The sequence below is a fragment of the Stenotrophomonas sp. TWI1183 genome, from assembly GCF_039673115.1.
GTDB classification, from domain to species: Bacteria; Pseudomonadota; Gammaproteobacteria; order Xanthomonadales; family Xanthomonadaceae; genus Stenotrophomonas; species Stenotrophomonas maltophilia_AA.
Map to the genome: position 1 here is coordinate 172,352 of NZ_JBDJKZ010000004.1, position 17,598 is coordinate 189,949.

20 protein-coding genes are annotated in these 17,598 nt (G+C 68.4%); 6 read left to right on the forward strand and 14 right to left on the reverse strand.

The features are described from left to right. Positions 1-23: 23 nt before the first annotated feature. The 11 genes from ABE434_RS06040 to ccmA all read right to left on the reverse strand — a co-directional run bounded on the left by ABE434_RS06040 (position 24) and on the right by ccmA (position 8,708). Positions 24-662 carry a cold shock and DUF1294 domain-containing protein gene (locus ABE434_RS06040; protein WP_346478183.1) on the reverse strand — a complete coding sequence of 213 codons (639 nt, stop codon included), beginning with the start codon at positions 660-662 and terminating at the stop codon, positions 24-26. 8 nt (positions 663-670) lie between these two features. Next, positions 671-1,783 (reverse strand): homoserine O-acetyltransferase, encoded by a 1,113-nt coding sequence (locus ABE434_RS06045; protein WP_346478184.1) that lies wholly within the window; start codon positions 1,781-1,783, stop codon positions 671-673. 73 nt (positions 1,784-1,856) lie between these two features. Next, positions 1,857-2,873: a tetratricopeptide repeat protein gene (locus ABE434_RS06050; protein WP_346478227.1), complete on the reverse strand. Its 1,017-nt coding sequence runs from the start codon at positions 2,871-2,873 to the stop codon at positions 1,857-1,859. Further along, positions 2,867-3,253 carry a cytochrome c-type biogenesis protein gene (locus ABE434_RS06055; RefSeq protein WP_346478228.1) on the reverse strand — a complete coding sequence of 129 codons (387 nt, stop codon included), beginning with the start codon at positions 3,251-3,253 and terminating at the stop codon, positions 2,867-2,869. The genes ABE434_RS06050 and ABE434_RS06055 overlap by 7 nt, the downstream gene beginning before the upstream one ends. 70 nt (positions 3,254-3,323) lie before the next feature. Further along, complete coding sequence (locus ABE434_RS06060) at positions 3,324-3,935, reverse strand: DsbE family thiol:disulfide interchange protein (protein WP_346478185.1); 612 nt, start codon at positions 3,933-3,935, stop codon at positions 3,324-3,326. A 9-nt stretch (positions 3,936-3,944) separates the two neighbouring features. Continuing rightward, entirely contained in the window at positions 3,945-5,858 is a 1,914-nt protein-coding gene (locus ABE434_RS06065) for a heme lyase CcmF/NrfE family subunit (protein ID WP_346478186.1), read from the reverse strand. Then, positions 5,859-6,320, reverse strand: coding sequence for a cytochrome c maturation protein CcmE (gene ccmE / locus ABE434_RS06070; protein ID WP_123730743.1), 462 nt, complete (start codon positions 6,318-6,320; stop codon positions 5,859-5,861). It abuts the gene before it with no gap. Further along, positions 6,317-6,502: a heme exporter protein CcmD gene (ccmD, locus tag ABE434_RS06075; RefSeq protein ID WP_346478187.1), complete on the reverse strand. Its 186-nt coding sequence runs from the start codon at positions 6,500-6,502 to the stop codon at positions 6,317-6,319. The genes ccmE and ccmD overlap by 4 nt, the downstream gene beginning before the upstream one ends. After that, positions 6,499-7,263, reverse strand: coding sequence for a heme ABC transporter permease CcmC (ccmC, locus tag ABE434_RS06080; protein ID WP_346478188.1), 765 nt, complete (start codon positions 7,261-7,263; stop codon positions 6,499-6,501). Before ccmC ends, ccmD begins: the two co-directional genes overlap by 4 nt. Before the next feature lie 123 nt (positions 7,264-7,386). Beyond that, complete coding sequence (gene ccmB / locus ABE434_RS06085; protein WP_346478189.1) at positions 7,387-8,082, reverse strand: heme exporter protein CcmB; 696 nt, start codon at positions 8,080-8,082, stop codon at positions 7,387-7,389. After that, on the reverse strand, positions 8,079-8,708 hold the full coding sequence (ccmA, locus tag ABE434_RS06090; RefSeq protein ID WP_346478190.1) for a heme ABC exporter ATP-binding protein CcmA: 630 nt from the start codon (positions 8,706-8,708) through the stop codon (positions 8,079-8,081). Before ccmA ends, ccmB begins: the two co-directional genes overlap by 4 nt. Positions 8,709-8,848: 140 nt before the next feature. On the opposite strand from ccmA, the gene ABE434_RS06095 reads away from it, so the two are divergent. The 3 genes from ABE434_RS06095 to ABE434_RS06105 all read left to right on the forward strand — a co-directional run bounded on the left by ABE434_RS06095 (position 8,849) and on the right by ABE434_RS06105 (position 11,485). Next, positions 8,849-9,997, forward strand: a complete 1,149-nt coding sequence (locus tag ABE434_RS06095; RefSeq protein WP_346478191.1) for a pyridoxal phosphate-dependent aminotransferase — start codon at positions 8,849-8,851, stop codon at positions 9,995-9,997. A gap of 17 nt (positions 9,998-10,014) precedes the next feature. Continuing rightward, on the forward strand, positions 10,015-10,821 hold the full coding sequence (locus ABE434_RS06100) for an amidohydrolase (RefSeq protein ID WP_346478229.1): 807 nt from the start codon (positions 10,015-10,017) through the stop codon (positions 10,819-10,821). Between the two features lie 229 nt (positions 10,822-11,050). After that, complete coding sequence (locus ABE434_RS06105) at positions 11,051-11,485, forward strand: hypothetical protein (RefSeq protein WP_346478192.1); 435 nt, start codon at positions 11,051-11,053, stop codon at positions 11,483-11,485. Positions 11,486-11,662: 177 nt separating this feature from the next. Here the strand turns inward: ABE434_RS06105 and ABE434_RS06110 are convergent, their stop codons facing one another. From ABE434_RS06110 to ABE434_RS06120, 3 genes are read right to left on the reverse strand one after another with little or no spacing between them, the layout of a single operon-like run. Then, positions 11,663-13,465 (reverse strand): pseudouridine synthase, encoded by a 1,803-nt coding sequence (locus tag ABE434_RS06110; RefSeq protein WP_176989441.1) that lies wholly within the window; start codon positions 13,463-13,465, stop codon positions 11,663-11,665. Then, positions 13,458-14,495 (reverse strand): SMC-Scp complex subunit ScpB, encoded by a 1,038-nt coding sequence (gene scpB / locus ABE434_RS06115; protein ID WP_346478193.1) that lies wholly within the window; start codon positions 14,493-14,495, stop codon positions 13,458-13,460. Before scpB ends, ABE434_RS06110 begins: the two co-directional genes overlap by 8 nt. 15 nt (positions 14,496-14,510) lie before the next feature. After that, a complete protein-coding gene (locus ABE434_RS06120) occupies positions 14,511-15,542 on the reverse strand; it encodes a ScpA family protein (protein ID WP_176989443.1) in 1,032 nt (343 codons plus the stop codon). Between the two features lie 220 nt (positions 15,543-15,762). Here ABE434_RS06120 and ABE434_RS06125 point away from each other — a divergent pair, with 220 nt between their 5' ends. The 3 genes from ABE434_RS06125 (at position 15,763) to ABE434_RS06135 (ending at position 17,514) form a co-directional block, all read left to right on the forward strand. Next, positions 15,763-16,062, forward strand: coding sequence for a YciI family protein (locus ABE434_RS06125; protein ID WP_088434706.1), 300 nt, complete (start codon positions 15,763-15,765; stop codon positions 16,060-16,062). Beyond that, positions 16,059-16,328 carry a BolA family protein gene (locus ABE434_RS06130; RefSeq protein ID WP_070470362.1) on the forward strand — a complete coding sequence of 90 codons (270 nt, stop codon included), beginning with the start codon at positions 16,059-16,061 and terminating at the stop codon, positions 16,326-16,328. Before ABE434_RS06125 ends, ABE434_RS06130 begins: the two co-directional genes overlap by 4 nt. Positions 16,329-16,476: 148 nt before the next feature. Continuing rightward, entirely contained in the window at positions 16,477-17,514 is a 1,038-nt protein-coding gene (locus tag ABE434_RS06135) for a LacI family DNA-binding transcriptional regulator (protein WP_346478194.1), read from the forward strand. Positions 17,515-17,598 lie beyond the last annotated feature (84 nt).

Here is a 17,598-nt window from a genome sequence, read left to right on the forward strand (position 1 = left end):
AGCCATCCATGCATGGCGTGGATCTACCCGAGGAGGCTGCCGTCGTGGATCAGCCATCCCAGGGCCACGAGGTTGATCGCCACTGTCGTCCAGAACACCTGCTGGAAGGAGGCTTTGCGGTTCTTGTGCCGCAACATCGCCTGGGCCATCAGCGCACCCGGCCAGCCACCCAGCAGGGCAAGGCCCTGCAAAGTGCTTTCCGGTGTCCGCTGACGATCGTGCTGCGCCGCGGATTTGTCATGCCAGTACCAGGCAAACGTGACCACGCTCAGGGCCAGGTAGATGCCCGGCACCCATGACGGCCAACGTTGCCACATCGCCACGGCAATGATGCCGGCAAGGAACACCAGCGCGATGGCCGTGCGTGGCAATCGATCCGGCCCCGCGCCGCGCGCTGCGGCCCGCGCGCCAGCATGTGCGCCAGAATGTGCGCCAGGACGTGCGCCATCACGGGCCAGCGCAAACCGCACTGCAGTCGCATTGCGGCGCCCCTGCGCATCGGTCTGCACGTCATAGGTGATCACATCGCCCAGCGCCGGCCGCCGATCGCGCGCGGAAAACGCACGGATGTGGACGAAACAGCGCTCGCCACCGCCATGGGGCTGCACGAAGCCGAAGCCGCGCGCGTCGTTCCACTCGCTGATCTTTCCTTGAAGGCGCATGCTCGAACTCAGAGTGAGGACAGGAAGCCGCTGACCGCCGGGCCAAACCGGGCGAAGTCGACCAGGAAGGCATCGTGGCCCTGCGGTGAATCCAGCCCGATGAACTGTGCGTCGGCGCCACCGGCGCGCAGGCCATCGGCGATCTGCTGTTGCTGCTGTACCGGGAACAGGATGTCGGTGTTCGCGCCGATCGCCAGCGCCTTGTCCACCTGGATTTTCGCCAGCCCGGCCATGACGTCGCCGTCGGCGTATTCGGCCAGGTCGAACCAGTCCATCGAGCGGCTCAGGTACAGATAGCAGTTGGGATCGAAGAAGCGCACGAAGCGGCGGGCATGGCCTTCCAGGTAGCTTTCCACCTGGAACTCCAGGCCGAACGGATCGTCATCGGCCTGGTCCGAATCCAGGCGCACGCGGCCGAAGCGGCCATCCCATTCCAGTGCGGAGCGGTAGGTGATCACGCCGAGCTTGCGCGCCATGCGCATGCCCGATTCCGGATAGGCCTGGTCGGTGTAGCGACCGCCATTCCACTGCGGGTCGAGCCGGATCGCCTCGCGTTGCAGCGAGCGGATCGCGATGGAGAACGGCAACGCCTGGGCACTGCCGGAAATATTGATATGGCTGCGCGCGATGCCCGGGTGCAGCAACAGCAGCGCCAGCGCGGTCATCCCGCCCATCGAGTTGCCGATCACGCAGGCCAGCTCGGCCACGCCCAATGCGCGCACCACCTCGACCGCTGCGCGTGCGCCATCTTCGATCGACAGTTCGGGGAAGCGCAGGCCGTACAGCTCCCCGGTGGCCGGGTCGATGCTGGCCGGACCGGTCGAGCCCTTGCAGCTGCCCAGCGAGTTCACGCAGATCACGAACCAGCGATCCGTATCGATCGGCTTGCCCGGGCCGACCATCGCCTCCCACCAGCCCGCGGCCGGATTGTCGGCGTTGGCCGCGGCATGCGCGTCCGGCGACAGCCCGGTGACGATCAACACCGCATTGCCGGCGTCCGCGTCGAGCGTGCCCCAGGTCTCGTAGGCGACATGCGCCTCGCGCAGTGCACCGCCGCGCTTGAACGCGAACGGCGAGGGCAGGGCGTGGTAGCGGGTGCCGGGGGGAATGAATTCAGTCATGCGCGCATTTTAGCCGGGCGCCGCGATGGCGCCGTGGTGGTGGGCGGCACGCTGCGTCGCGGCCGCGCACCGGTCATGGGCGATCGAATACCAGGGACACCGGCCCGGCATGGGGCAGGCGCACCCGTACCGGCGCGGTTTCCACATCGTCCGGCTGGCGGTTGGCTTGGCCCGAGCGCGACAGCCGTGCCACTACCTCGACCTCCTGCAGCTGCGACAGCGTGCTGGTCGGCATCGGGCTGTCGCCATCGCCGAGCGTGACCAGCAGGGGCAGCCGGCTGGCCGGATGCTTCTGCACCGCGACCGGCATCGGCGGGCCGTCCGGCGCGCGTGCGATCACGAAGACGGTCGCGTTGGCCCAGGCCGGATCCATCGCGGTTCCGGGCGCGAAGCGCACCTGCACGGCGAGGGCGTGGTCGCCCGCCGCGGCAGGGGCAGGCGTTTCCAGCCGCGGCGGCAGACCAGCAGCGCCACGTGCGATGGCGATCTGCTCGCGCAACGCACGCGCCGCGCCGGGTTCCAGCGTCGGCAGCAGGGCTTCCCAGGCCTTCGCGGCCTCGGCGTCCTGGCCGCGTTGGCGCAGGGCGATGCCGATCAGCCAGCCGGCCCGCTCGCTCTCCGGCGCCAGCGCGTTCGCATGACGCAGCCATTGCAGGGCCTGGTCATCGAACTGTTTGCCCGGCGCGGCCTGCGCGCGCGCCTGCGCCGCTTCGACCAGGATGCCGGGATCGTCCGGCGCGAGCCGCACCGCGCGGTCGAACGCGGCCATGGCCTCGGCCAGCTTGCCCAGTGCCAGCTGCGAGCGGCCGAGCAGGGCCCAGCCATCGGCGCGTTGTGGGTCTTTCGCCAGCGCCTGTTGCAGCGCCTGCACGCCATCTTCCAGCGTGGCCGGCTCGTCGCTGGTCGCGGTCCGCTCGGCCGCATCCGGCGTGCCGACCAGCAGGTACAGCGCGCCACCGGCTAACCCCAGCGCCAGCATGGCGATCACGAAGGGGCGGTGCGAACCGCCTGCACGCAGCGGCCGCAGTACGAGTGCAGCAAGGGCGGCCGCGAACACCGCGGCACTCAGGGCCATCCAAAGGCTCACCAGCGTTCCTCGCTCTTGTCCATCGGTTGGATCCCGTGGCTGCGACGGCGCACCACCCAGATCAGCACGCCCGCGCCGATCAGCAGCGCCACCGGCGGGCCGAACCAGAGCAGTGCGTTGCGGGCCTCCATCGGCGGCCGGTACAGCACGAACTCGCCATAGCGGTCGACCAGGAACTGCTTGATCTGTGCATCGCTGTTGCCCTGCTGCATCAGTACCAGCACTTCACGGCGCAGGTCGTGCGCGATCTGTGCATTGGAATCGGCCAGCGACTGGTTCTGGCATTGCACGCAGCGCAGCTCGGCGGCCAACGCATGGAAGCGGGCTTCCTCGGCGGCATCGCGGTACTGCAACGGGGTCGGGTCGGAGACGGTCTGCGCCATGACCGGCGAGGCCAATGCCAGCGCCAGCGCCAGCGCGATCAGCGCCACGCCGACCCGGCGGGTCATCCGGTTACGGCGAGGCCGGCAGCTGCGGCTGGGCATTGGCATGGGCACGCTCCACCTTTTCCAGTTCCGGAATCAGCTGGGTATCGATGACGCGCTGGCTGAGCGCGCCGCTGTACTTCCAGCGCACCACGCCACTGGCGTCGACCAGGAAGGTCTCCGGCGCGGCGGTGACGCCCCAGTCGATCGCGGTGCGGCCTTCGATGTCGCTGAGCACCAGCACGAACGGATTGCCCAGCTGTTCCAGCCAGCGCAGCGCATCGGCCGGCTCGTCCTTCCAGTTGTAGCCGATCACGCGCACGCGCTTGGTTTCGGCGAACCTGGTCAGGATCGGGTGTTCGTCGCGGCAGGCCGCGCACCAGCTGCCCCATACATTGAGCACATAGGGCGCGCCGCGCAGTTCAGTACTGCTGACCTTGATCTGCGGATCGTGCAGCACCGGCAGCTCGAAGGCCGGTGCGGCCTTGCCGATCAGCGCCGAGGGCAGCACGTCGCGGTCCGGCGCGCCGGATTTCATCACCCCGTAGATCATCAGCCCCAGCAGCCCGAAGAAGAACAGCACCCCGATGACAATGGCCACGGGCGGCAGCGGACGGGAGGCAGGGCGGGGATCGGACACGGGGAACTCCTAGGGACGACGGAAACGACGATCGGCGGCGGTGACGAAGCCACCCAGTGCCATCAGCAGCGCGCCCAGCCAGATCCAGCGGACGAACGGTTTGATGTGCACGCGCACGGCCCATGCATTGTTGCCCAGCGACTCGCCGAGTGCCACGTAAACATCGCCGTTGAGGCGGGCGTGGATGCCGGCCTCCGTCATCACCTGTCCGCCACTGGCGTACAGGCGTTTTTCCGGATGCAGCAGGGCCAGTTCACGGTCGTGCTGGAGCACGCGCAGGTGGCCGCGATCGGCGACGTAGTTCGGGCCCTGTTGATGGTCCACGCCTTCGAAGCGCACTTCATACGTGCCCACCACCAGCGACTGTCCCGGTGCGAGCGCGACTTCGCGCTGCACGTTCAAGGCTTCGACCAGCAGCGCACCGGCCAGGAACACGGCCACGCCACCATGGGCGAGCAGCATGCCGACCATCTCGGCGGTGAACCTGCCGTTGCCGCGCAGGCGGGTCCAGACGAAGCGCCCGGTACCGAACGCGACCCAGGCCGCCCCGGTGACGCCGGCGGCGGTCTTCAGTGCCCCCTGGGGCGCCATGAAGTAAGCGATCACACCGAGCAGCAGGGCCAGCCCGGCCCACGGCGCGAGCATCGCCACGCGGCGCGAGGCCTGGTCGCGCTGCCAGTTGACCAGCGGCCCGAACGGCAACAGCGCCACCAGCGGCGCCATCAGCACCACGAACAACGTGCCGAAGTAGGGCGGCCCGACCGAGACCTTGCCCAGCCCGAGCGCGTCGGCCAGCAACGGATACAGCGTGCCGAGCAGGACCATGCCGCAAGCGGCGGCGAGCAGCAGGTTGTTGGCCAGCAGCAGGGTTTCGCGCGAGGTCGGCAGGAAGCCGCGGCGCGGATCCTCGCTGGTCAGCGCGCCGGCCCGCAGCGCATACAGCAGCAGTGCGCCACCGATGACCAGGGCCAGGAAGATCAGGATGAAGGTGCCGCGCGAGGGATCGGCGGCAAACGAATGCACGCTGGTCAGCACGCCCGAGCGCACCAGGAAGGTGCCGAGCAGTGACAGCGCGAACGCCGCGATCGCCAGCAGCAGCGTCCAGCTGGCGAAGCTGCCGCGCTTTTCAGTGACGGCCTGCGAGTGGATCAGCGCCGCGCCGGCCAGCCACGGCATGAAGCTGGCGTTCTCGACCGGATCCCAGAACCACCAGCCGCCCCAGCCCAGTTCGTAGTACGCCCACCAGCTGCCCAGCGCGATGCCGAGGGTCAGGAAGCCCCAGGCCACGTTGGTCCACGGCCGCGTCCAGCGCAGCCAGCGCGCATCCACGCGGCCTTCCAGCAGGGCGGCGATCGCGAATGCGAACGGCACCGCAAAGCCCACGTACCCGATGTACAGCATCGGCGGATGGATGATCAGCCCGGGATCCTGCAGCAGCGGGTTGAGGTCGCGTCCTTCCAGCGGCGCCGGGATCAGCCGCGCGAACGGATTGGAGGTGAAGATCAGGAAGGCGAGGAAGCCGATGCTGATGATGCCGAGCACCCCGAGCACGCGCGCGGAGACGACGGCGGGCAGGCGCTTGGACCACCGTGCCACCGCGCCGCACCATACCGCCAGCACCAGCGCCCACAACAGCAGCGAGCCTTCGTGCGCGCCCCAGACCGCGGAATAGCGGTACGCCAGTGGCAGCAGCGAGTTCGAATTCTCCGCGACATAGCGCACCGAGAAATCCTGGGTCACGAAGGCCACCGTCAATACGCCGAACGCGCCCAGCAGCAGTGCCAGCTGGGCGTAGGCGGCCGGACGTGCCACCGCCATCCACGTGGCGCGGTCGCGATGGGCACCCCACAGCGGCAGCACCGTCTGCAGCAGTGCCATCAGCAGGGCGGTGACCAGCAGGATCTGCCCCAGTTCCGGCAGCACTCAGTACGTCTCCGGTGCCGGCACGGGCACATCGTGTTTGGTATGTGCCTGGCCCATCTTGTCGGCCACTTCCTTGGGCATGTAGGTCTCGTCGTGCTTGGCCAGCACTTCCTCGGCGACGAAGCGGCCATCCTGCAGGCGTCCGGTGGCGACAACGGCGGTGCCCTCGGCGAACAGGTCCGGCAGGATCCGCGAGGTGATCACCGGCAGCGTGGCGTCACCATCGGTGACCACGAAGTGCGCATCCAGCGAACCGGGCGCGCGCTGCAGTGAACCTTTGACCACCATGCCGCCGAGGCGGAACCGGGCGTGATCGCCGGCATCGCCGCGCAGCACTTCGGAAGGGGTGTAGAGGTAGGCGATATTGCGCTGCAGGGCCATCGCCACCAGCGCGGTCGCCAGGCCGGAGGCGAGCACCAGCAGCATCACCCAGAGCAGGCGGCGACGCCGGACCGGATTCATCGGGTCAGCTCCGGCGCCACTGGCGGCGTGCTGCCCGCCGCCGCGCGGGCCTGTTGGCGCTGCTGGCGGCGTGCAGCCAGGCGGCGTGCCCAGCGCAGCCGCAGCCAGGAGCCGATGGCATCACTGCCCAGCACCAGCACGAACACCGCATAGGCGGCGATCACATAGGGAAGGTGGGTCATGCGCGGTTGTCCTCCAGGGGCGCGCGGGTCCCTGCGGCGACCCAGGCCTTGCCTGCCTCGCGCAGAAGGTTGTCGGCGCGGGCCTTGGCCAGCAGCGAGCCGGCGAACCACAGCTTGGTACCGATCACCATCAGCCACAGGGGCAGCGCCATGCTGGCATCCAGGGTGGAGTCGCCGAACAGGCGGATGGTCTGGCCCTGGTGCAGGCTGCCCCACCATTCCACCGAATAGCGGATCACCGGCAGCAGGCTCACCCCGACGATGGACAGCAGGCCGGCCGCGCGCGCGGCGCTGCGGCGGTCCTCGATGGCGTAATACAGGCCGATCACACCCAGGTACAGGAGCAGCAGGATCAGTTCGGTGGTCATGCGCGGGTCCCAGTCCCACCAGGTGCCCCAGGTCGGCTTGCCCCAGATGCTGCCGGTGAGCAGGGTGATCAGGGTGAAGCCGGCGCCGAGCGGGGCGCAGGCCATCGCCAGGATTTCGCAGGTCTTGATCCGCCAGATCAGCGCGATTGCCGCGTACAGCGCCATCAGTGCGAACACGAACAGGCTCATCCACGCGCTGGGCACGTGGATGTAGAGGATGCGGAAGCTGTCCAGCTGCTTGGAATCGGCCGGCACCACCGCCAGCGCCTGCCAGATGCCGACCAGCAGCACCGGCACCGCCGCCAGGTAGAACACACGCGACCAGCGCGCGGCAAAGCGGTCGAAGGTAGGCGGCGAACCGAGTTGGTGGAACCAGCGGACGATCGGGTGCATGCGGCAGTGGCTATCCAACGAAGGGCGACGATGGAACGGACGTGGAGTGGCTCGGCAACGGGTGACGCAGATGCAGGTGACGCTCACAACGCAGCTCACGCCACCGACAGTACGCCATACCGCTCAACTCAGCGAGATGCGGATCGCGGCGGCCGTGGCCAGCGGGGCCAGCACCAGCGCAATCACCAGCCCGGCGCCCAGCATCAGCAGCGCGCCGATCGGATCCTGGCCGCGGGCGACCGCCGCCACGCTGCCTGCGCCGAACACCAGCACCGGCACGTACAGCGGCAGCGCCAGCAGCGCCACGAGAATACCAGAGCGCCGGATGCCGACCGTCAGCGCGGCGACCACCCCGCCGATCAGGCTCAGCAACGGGGTGCCCAGCAGCAACGATGCCAGCAACATCGGCAACTGGTCATGCGGCAGATGCAGCATTTCCGCCAGCAGCGGCGACATCACGATCAGCGGCAGGGCGGTGGTGGCCCAGTGCACCAGCACTCGCACCAGCACCAGCCAGGCCAGCGGCACAGGGGCCAGCAACCATTGCTCCAGCGAGCCGTCTTCGGCATCGCTGCGGAACAGGGAGTCCATCGCCAGCTGGCCGGCCAGCAGCACCGCCAGCCACATCACCGCCGCGGCCACGCGTGCCATCGCCTCCGGATCGCGGCCCAGCGCCAGCGCGAACAGCACCACCACCAGCAGCGCGAACAGCAGCGGCTGCAGGGCATCGCCACGGCGCCGCCAGAGCAGGCGCATGTCACGGGCGACCAGCGCCCGTGCGGTCTGCCACAGGCCCGGTTCGGTACCCGGCGCGATCATGCCGCCACGCCCAGGGTCAGCAGGCGCGTGCGCACCGGCGGGGCGGCATAGGCACCGTGGGTGGTGACAAGCGCAGCGCCGCCGCTGCGCAGGTGCGCGGAAATCATGCGGTTCACCAGATTGATGCCCTCTAGGTCGAGATTGGCGTAGGGCTCGTCGAGCAGCCACAGCGGCGCGGGCGAGAGCCAGATGCGGGCCAGTGCCAAGCGGCGCTTCTGGCCGGCCGACAGCTGCCGCACCAGCGTGTCCTCATACCCGGCCAGGCCGACGATCGCCAGCGCATTGCCGGGCATCTGGCGGGCGCGGCGACCGTGCAGGCCACACAGGAAATGCAGGTTCTCCAGCGTGTCCAGGTCAGGCTTCAACGCGGGCAGGTGGCTCAGATAGGCCACGTAATTCGCCCGTTCCTTGTGCCCGGCGCGCTTGCCATCGATCTCGACGTGCCCGCTCTCGGCACGCAGCAGGCCGGCCAGCACCCGCAGCAGGGTGGTCTTGCCGGCACCGTTGTCGCCCTGCACCAGCAGGGCTTCCCCGGCATCGACATGCAGGTCCAGGGGGCCGAAGACGGGTTCGTCGTTGCGACTGAAGCCAAGGCCATGCGCGGCCAGCAACGGAGGGGCGTTCAAAGGGCTCAGGCTTCACACCGGGAGGAGTGTTCATTGTATCGGGGACGGGCGGCGTCGTGCCGGCCCGCGGCCGGCACGACCGTCATGGCTTCGGGGGATTTCGTACACTTCGTCATCTACCCCCTCGATCCTGCCTGCCGATGCCACCGCAAACCAAGCTGCCCAAGGTGGGCACCACCATCTTCACCGTGATGTCCCAGCTCGCCGCCGAACATGGCGCGGTCAACCTGGGCCAGGGGTTTCCGGATTTCTCCGCACCGCAGCGGCTGATCGATGAAACCATTGCCGCGATGCAGGGCGGGCTCAACCAGTACCCGCCGATGACCGGCGTGGCGCCGCTGCGCCAGGCCATCGCGCAGAAGTCGCTGGATCTGTACGGCGCGCAGGTGGATCCGGATGCCGAGATCACCGTCACCAGTGGCGCCACCGAGGCGATCTTCAACGCCATCCACGCCGTGGTCCGCCCGGGCGAGGAAGTGATCGTGCTCGACCCGGCCTACGACTGCTACGAGCCGGCGATCGACCTGGCCGGCGCACGTGCCGTGCACGTGCCGCTGGACCCGCAGACCTTCGCGGTCGACTGGGACCGCGTGCGTGCCGCGATCACCCCGCGGACCCGGCTGTTGATGGTCAACACGCCGCACAACCCGTCCGGCGCAATGCTGACCGCTGACGACATGCAGGCGTTGGCCGATGTGCTGCGCGGCACCGACATCTACCTGATTTCCGATGAGGTGTACGAGCACATCATCTATGACGGCCGCCGCCACGAATCCTCGCTGCGCCATCCGGAGCTGCGCGAGCGCGCGTTCGTGATTTCCAGCTTCGGCAAGACCTACCACTGCACCGGCTGGAAGATCGGCTACGCGATCGCGCCGCCGGCGATGACCGCCGAGTTCCGCAAGGTGCACCAGTACAACACCTTCACCAGCTTTGGTCCGGCGCAGTACGGCTTCGCCGCGATGATCCGCGACGAGCCCGAACACCATCTGGAACTGGGCGCGTTCTACCAGGCCAAGCGCGACCGCTTCCGTGAGCAGCTGCTGACCACGCGCCTGCAGCCGCTGCCGGTGCCGGGCGGTTACTTCCAGCTGGTGGATTACTCGGCCATCAGCGATCTGCCCGACCACGAATTCGTGAAATGGCTGACGATCGAGAAGGGCGTGGCAGCGATCCCGCTGTCGCCGTTTTATGAGACCGCGCCCGCCGGCCAGCGCCTGGTCCGCCTGTGCTTCGCCAAGAACGACGCCACGATGGACGCGGCGATCGAACGTCTGCGGGCCCTGTGATGCGCGCCGCGACCGATCTGCAGGACCTGCGCGTTTCCCTGGTCCAGGGCGACACCCGCTGGCACGACCCGGCGGGCAACCGCGCGCATTACGGCGCACTGCTGGCGCCGTTGGCCGGACAGACCGATCTGGTGATCCTGCCGGAGACCTTCACCAGTGGCTTCTCCAACGACGCCATCGACAAGGCAGAAGGCATGGACGGCCCGACCGTGGCCTGGATCCGCGAGCAGGCCGTGCGCCTGGGCGCGGCGGTCACCGGCAGCGTGCAGCTGCGGGTGGGCGAGGGCGTCTACAACCGGCTGCTGTGGGCCACCCCGGAGGGCGAGCTGCGGTATTACGACAAGCGCCACCTGTTCCGTTACGGTGGCGAGCACGAGCGTTATGCCGCTGGCAGCGAGCGCCTGAGCGTGGAGTGGAAGGGGTGGCGGATCAATCCGCAGGTCTGTTACGACCTGCGTTTCCCGGTGTTCTGCCGCAACCGCTACAACGTGGAGCGCGCCGACCAGCTGGATTTCGATCTGCAGATTTTCGTGGCCAACTGGCCGTCGGCACGCGCCTATGCGTGGAAGACTCTGCTGCGCGCGCGCGCGATCGAGAACCTCTGCTATGTGGCGGCGGTGAACCGGATCGGTGTCGACGGCAACGACCTGCATTACGCCGGCGACAGCGCGGTGATCGATTTCCTCGGCCAGCCGCAGGTGGAAGTGCGCGAAACCGAGCAGGTGGTCACCACCACGATCTCGGCCGCGGCACTCGCTGCCCACCGCGCGCGCTTCCCGGCGATGCTCGATGCCGACAGTTTCAGCCTGCAGGAACGCAGCTGAAACGGTCGTGCCGGCCGCTGGCCGGCTCTGCACGCTGCTGGCGGTGCGCATTGCCGACCAGCGGCCGGCGCTCATGGGCGTTGCAGGATTGCCTGGAGCCGGCCAGCGGCCGGCACTACGCGGGCCGCTCGGGCTGAACGGACGCAGGATGCATGCGATGCGCATCATCCGCGCCACACGCGCACGCTGCTAGATTCGGCGCGTTCCCACTGCGTACGAGCGGACCTGCATGAAAAAGTTCTCCCTGGCATTGATCGCACTGGCCGGCATCTCGGCCGTCCCGGCCGCGCAGGCTGCCGGCAACATTGATTGCGAGCTGCACTACAACCTGGCGGGCTGGTCGGTGCTGTACAAGACCGCCTCCGGCACCGGCACCATCCAGTGCGACAACGGCGCGCGCATTCCGGTCAAGATCACCGCCAAGGGCGGCGGCCTCACCGTAGGCAAGTCCAAGATCGTCGACGGCAAGGGCAAGTTCTCCGGCGCCTACTCGGTCAACGACCTGATCGGTTCCTATGCCTCCGTCGAAGCGCATGCGGGTGCCGACAAATCCAGCAATGCCCAGGTGATGACCAAGGGCGATATCTCGCTCGCCTTGGCGGGCACCGGCAAGGGCTGGGACCTGGGCGTGGGTGTGGGCCGCTTCACCATCGAACGACGCTGAGGGGTAGAGCCACGCCACGCGTGGCTGCACCACCGTCTCCGGCATGACGCGCAGCCACCCCATGACGCGTAGCCACCCATGGGGTGGCTCTACAGGACCGGGTTGATCGCGGCCCGCGTGGACCCAACGAAAAACCCCGGCCTGAGCCGGGGTTTTTTGATCTCAGCGTATCAGTGATCAGCCGCCGCGCGGGCCGCCACCACGGTGACCGCCGCCACCCGGGCCGCGATTGCCACCGGGACGACCACCCGGGCCACCGGGACCGCGAGCACCGGGGCCACCCGGGCCACGGTTGCCGCCCGGACCACCCGGACCGCGGTTGCCACCGGGACCGCCGGGGCCGCGCGCACTGGCGCCACCCGGACCCCGTGCACCGGGGCCACCCGGACCACGGTTGCCACCCGGACCACCCGGACCGCGGTTGCCCGCCGGACGCGCGCTGCCGTACGGGCTGGCGCCCGGATTGGCGTGATCGGACGGGAAGCTCGGGGCATTGCCCGGATGGCCGTACGGATGGCGGGACGGACCCTGGCCACCCTGGGCACCGCGGTTGCCACCGCCGCCCGGACCGGCCGGACGGCCCTGGCCGCCGTAACCGCCGCGGCTTTCGCCACCGCCGGCATAGCCGCCGCGACCTTCAGCGCCGCCGCCGTAGCTGCCGCGCCCCGGGCCGCCTGCGCCACCCGGACCCTTCGGCTTGCCATACGGACGGCCCTGGCCGCCGGCACCGGCGCCGGCACCCGGACCACGCGCGCCGGGACCACGGGCAGCGCCCGGGCCGGCATTGCGGTGGCCGCTCGGGCCGGTGCTGACACCGTCCGGCACGTACCAGCTGCGGAACGCGGCCGGGTTGCCTTCCGGAAGCGCGCGGTTGCCCTTGTCCGGGCGGGCCTTGAACGGGCGCTGCGACTGCTTGGCAGCGGCTTCGCCGCTGACCGTCAGGCCACCCTTGAAGCCGCCACCCTTGCCACCGCGGCCACGGCCGCGCTCTTCGCGCACGTTGTCGAAACGACGCAGTTCGCGGCCTTCATCGGCCGAGTTGTGGCCGTTGACGTAGGCGTTGCCTCGGCCGCCGTCGCGCGAGACGCGCACGGTGGTCTTGGCGGCACGACGCTGGCCGATCACCGGCTGCAGGGTCAGCGCCGACGGCGCGCCTTCTTCCAGCTTCAGTTCGGCGCGCAGGGCTTCGACCTGCTTGGCCGGCAGCTCGACCGACTGGCCGCGCAGCAGTTCGCGCGGCAGGCTGACCTTGCCGTAGCGGGTGCGCTTCAGGCGGCTGACCTGGCAACCCTGCGATTCCCACAGGCGGCGGACTTCGCGGTTGCGGCCTTCCTTGACGACCACGCGGAACCAGTCGTGCGAATCGGTGCCGCCGATGCGTTCGATCTCGTCGAACTTGGCCGGGCCGTCTTCCAGCGCCACGCCGCGGGCGAGGCGGTCGACGATGCTGTCCGGCACTTTCTCTTCGCCTTCCGGTGCACGCACGCGCACGACGTACTCGCGCTCGACCTCGTAGGAGGGGTGCATCATCGCGTTGGCCAGCTCACCGTCGGTGGTCGCCAGCAGCAGGCCGGTGGTGTTGATGTCCAGGCGGCCGATCGCGATCCAGCGCGCGCCCTTGAGGGCAGGCAGCGCTTCGAACACGGTCGGGCGACCTTCGGGGTCTTCGCGCGTGGTCACTTCGCCTTCGGGCTTGTTGTAGGCCAGCACGCGGGAGGTTTCGGTCAGTGCGGTGGCGACGAAACCACGGCCGTCCAGCTCGACCTTGTCGCCGCTCTTGATCGACTGGCCGGTCTGCGCGACCTCACCGTTGACCTTGACCAGGCCATCGGCGATGCGCTGTTCGAGCGCGCGGCGCGAACCCAGGCCGGCCTGCGCCAGGACTTTGTGCAGGCGCTCTTCCAGCTTGGGCTGTTCGGAGGCGGTTTCGCGCTTGAGCGAAAGCTTGTTCAACGATGGCTTGCGGGGGGTGTCACTCATTTACTTGGCTCCGGCCGGCAACGGGTGCGTCGGCCTCTGGTTCGGGATCGGCTTCGTCAACAGCCACGGTCGTCTTCGCGACGGCGTTGTTTTCGGTTTCGTTCTGGGGCGCCGCGCGCTCTCCCGGCGCGGTATCGGGTTCGCCATCGCTGGCGGTCGTATCCGCGTCGTCGTCGGCAAGCGACAACGGCGCATGGGATGGGGTGTCGAAGGCGTCCGCATCGGCGGAAGCCTCGTTATTGTCCGGCTCTGCCGGTTGCTCCGCCAGCCGCGCCGAGGCCAGCGCCACGCGGGCAGCCAGGCGGGCGGCAGCAGGGTCCAGCGGGTCGGCCGGGTCGGCCGGTTCTGCAGGGTCCATCGCGTCGGCCAGGTCCGCCGGCGCCGGAGTGGCATCGTCATTGGCTGCGTCGCTGTCCAGCTCGGCATCCGGTGTCGCAGCACCGGCAGCCAGGCGACCGGCCGGTTGACCTTCGTTGTCCAGCGGCAGCTGCGGCTCCAGCTCACCCAGGTCGCGCAGCTCGGACAGCGGCGGCAGTTCGTCCAGGCGCTTGAGCCCGAAATAATCCAGGAAGCCCTTGGTGGTGCCGAACAGCGCCGGCTTGCCGGGCACGTCGCGGTGGCCGATCACGCGGATCCATTCGCGCTCTTCCAGTGCCTGGATGATGTTGCTGCTGACCGCCACGCCGCGCACCTGCTCGATCTCGCCGCGGGTGATCGGCTGGCGGTAGGCGATCAGCGCCAGCGTTTCCAGGGTGGCACGGGTGTAGCGGGTCTTGCGTTCGGTCCACAGCCGGGTGATGTAGCCATGCACTTCGCTGGTGACCTGGAAGCGGAAGCCGGAGGCCACCTCGACCAGTTCCACGCCGCGGTCCTGGCAGCCGTCGCGCAGCAGTTCCAGCGCGCGTTCGATGCTGCCCGGCGGGGCCGGTTCCTCTTCCGGGAACAGGCCCTGCAGCTGCGCCAGCGTCAACGGCTCGCTGGCCGCCAGCAGGGCGCCTTCGACAATACGGTTGATCAGCGGTTGATCCATGCGTGGGTCGGGTGCTCAGTCGGATTCGTTGGCGGCGTCGTTGTCATCGAACTCGCTGTTGAACTGCAGCGGTTCGTTGGTGTTGCCGGCGGCCAGGGACTTGACGTAGATCGGCGCCAGCGGAGCTTCCTGGACGATGTCCAGCAGCTGTTCCTTGGCCAGTTCGAGCAGGGCGAGGAAGGTGACCAGCACCCCCAGCTTGCCTTCTTCGGCGGTGAACAGCGTTTCAAACCGGTAGAACCTGCCGTCTTCCAGACGACCCAGCACATCGCCCATCCGCTGGCGCACGCTCAGCGCCTCGCGTTTGATCGCGTGGCCGGTGAACAGCTCGGCGCGCTTGAGCACGTCGTGCAGCGCCATCAGCATTTCCTTCAGGTCCACCGGCGGCGGCAGCTTGACGGCCGCGCGGTCGGGGACGAAGGCATGGACCACGGTGGTGTCGCGGTCCTGGCGGGGCAGGCTGTCGATGTCCTCGGCGGCCTGCTTGAAACGTTCGTACTCCTGCAGCCGGCGCACCAGCTCGGCACGCGGATCGGCTTCCTCGCCCTCGATGCTGGGCGGCCGCGGCAACAGCATCCGCGATTTCACTTCGGCCAGGATCGCCGCCATCACCAGGTACTCGGCCGCCAGTTCGAAGCGCAGCTCCTGCATGACGTTGATGTACTCGACGTACTGGCGGGTGATCTCGGCGACCGGGATGTCCAGGATGTCGAGGTTCTGCCGGCGGATCAGGTACAGCAGCAGGTCCAGTGGACCCTCGAAGGCATCCAGGATGACTTCCAGCGCGTCCGGCGGGATGTACAGGTCCTGCGGAATCTGCAGGACCGGCTGTCCATGCACCACGGCCAGCGGCATTTCCTGCTGCTGTGGGGCGGGCACTCGGGTTGGCGGGTTCGCGTCGAGCGCGAGTTCGGCAGTCATCAAATAGACGTCAGTATTGCAACGGACCGGTCGCCGCACCATGCCAGCGTCCGGAACGGTGCCGGGCGGCAGGATGGCAAGCCATGACACGCCTGGGTCGGCGCGATTCCACACTTCAAACAGCAAGGCGCGCCGCGATGGGCAGCGACAGAACTACGGGGAGGTCGTCTACGTGTGCTGGTGTGGGGCAGTGGGTCGGTCGTCGGCTGGCGGTGGAGCCGGGTGCCGACGGGGCGCTGCGTCCAGCCACGTGCAATGGACATAAGACTACGGGGTTGCCGCGCCAGTGTCCAGCCAGCCCCGCTAGAATGCCCGGGTTCGATTCAACAAGACCTCGGAGTTGCCCGTGTGGTATGTGATTGAAGGCTATGACGGCACCGATGTGCTGGCCGCCCGTCTGGCATCGCGCCCGGCTCATCTGGCCCGGCTGCAGGCCCTGCAGGATGAAGGTCGGCTGCTGCTGGCCGGCCCGTGCCCGGCCATCGACAGCGAAGACCCCGGCCCGGCCGGCTTCAGCGGCAGCGTGGTCATCGCCGCGTTCGATTCGCTGACCCAGGCCCAGGACTGGGCCGCCGCCGATCCTTATGTAGAGGCGGGCGTCTACGTGCGCGTCCAGGTCCGCCCGTTTCGCAAGGTCCTGCCATGAACCGGGTCGAGCGCATCCGCGAGGCCCTGCAGCAGGCGCTGGATCCCGAGCTGCTGGAGGTCAAGGACGACAGCCACCGCCACGCCGGCCACGAGGGCGCGCGGGACGGCCGCGGCCATTTCAAGGTACACGTGGTCAGCGCGGCCTTCGAAGGAAAGCTGCCGCTGGCGCGCCATCGGGCCGTCTATGCGGCCCTGGGGACGATGATGGAGACCGATATCCACGCGTTGTCCATCCGTGCCGAGACACCGGTCAAAAACCGCTGAAACCCTTGTCCCGCCTTGTCCTGGCCAGTCCCGAAAGGGGCCGCCATGGACAGCTTTTGGTTACCGCCGTACGACATGAGGCTAACGTAGTGTTTACATCCGGGTTTGAAAACGCTTACATTCCGCGCCAAGCCCAGATCTCTAAGCCGTGGAGGGCGGCGAAGTGAACAAGGCAGCGATCACTATCAAAGATGTCGCCCGTGAGGCCCGTGTCTCTGTTGCCACGGTCTCGCGCGCACTCAATGGCCATGAAAATGTTGCCGAGCCCGTGCGCAAGCTGGTGCTGGAGGTAGCGGCGCGACTGCGCTACACCCCGCACGCAGCGGCCCGGAGCCTGAGCAGCCGACGGACCAACACCATTGGCGTGGTGTTGCCCGATCTCTATGGCGAATTCTTCTCCGAACTGATGCGCGGCATCGATGGGGTGGCCCGCGAGCGTCGCCAGCATCTGCTCGTGTCCAGTTACCACGGTGACCAGGAGCAGCAGGGCGCGGCCCTGCGTGCCATGCGCGGTCGTGTCGATGGGTTGCTGGTGCTCTCGCCGTATGCCGAGAGCCCGGGCTTCCTCACCGACAACCTCCCGCAGGCGCTGCCCACGGTGCTGATCAACACCTATCTGCCCGAGCAGGATCATCCGGTGCTGAGCATCGATGACCATGCCGGTGCGATGACGATGACCCGCCACCTGCTGGATGTCGGGCATCGACGCATCGCCTTCATTTCCGGTCCGGACCTCAACTACGACGCCCGTGAGCGCCTGCGCGGTTTCCGCGATGCGCTGGCGGCCTTCGGCGATGCTGCCCAAGGTATCGAGTTGCCCGGTGACTTTGACGAAGCTTCCGGCCATCGCGCCGGACAGGAGTTGCTGGCAGCCGGCACGCTGCCCGATGCGGTGTTCGCCGCCAACGACATGATGGCGCTGGGGTGTCTGTATGCGTTCGCGCAGGCAGGTGTCCGCGTGCCGACCGATGTCGCCTTGGCGGGTTTCGATGACATTCCGCTGGCACGTTTCGTTCACCCGTCGTTGACGACGATGCAGGTGAGTATCGCCGACCTCGGCGATAAGGCCGCGACGCGCCTGTTGCAGTTGATGGATGGCAACAACACAGAAGGGGCCGGCGACAAGCAGACGCTCGTGCCGACCCTGATCGTGCGTGATTCGAGCAAAGCCAGAACCGAGCAGTAGGTCGCGACCGTTGGTCGTGACGCCCTAAAACAACGCACCACATAAAACGACAGGGGCCGCAAAGACGGCCACCACCACCCGGAG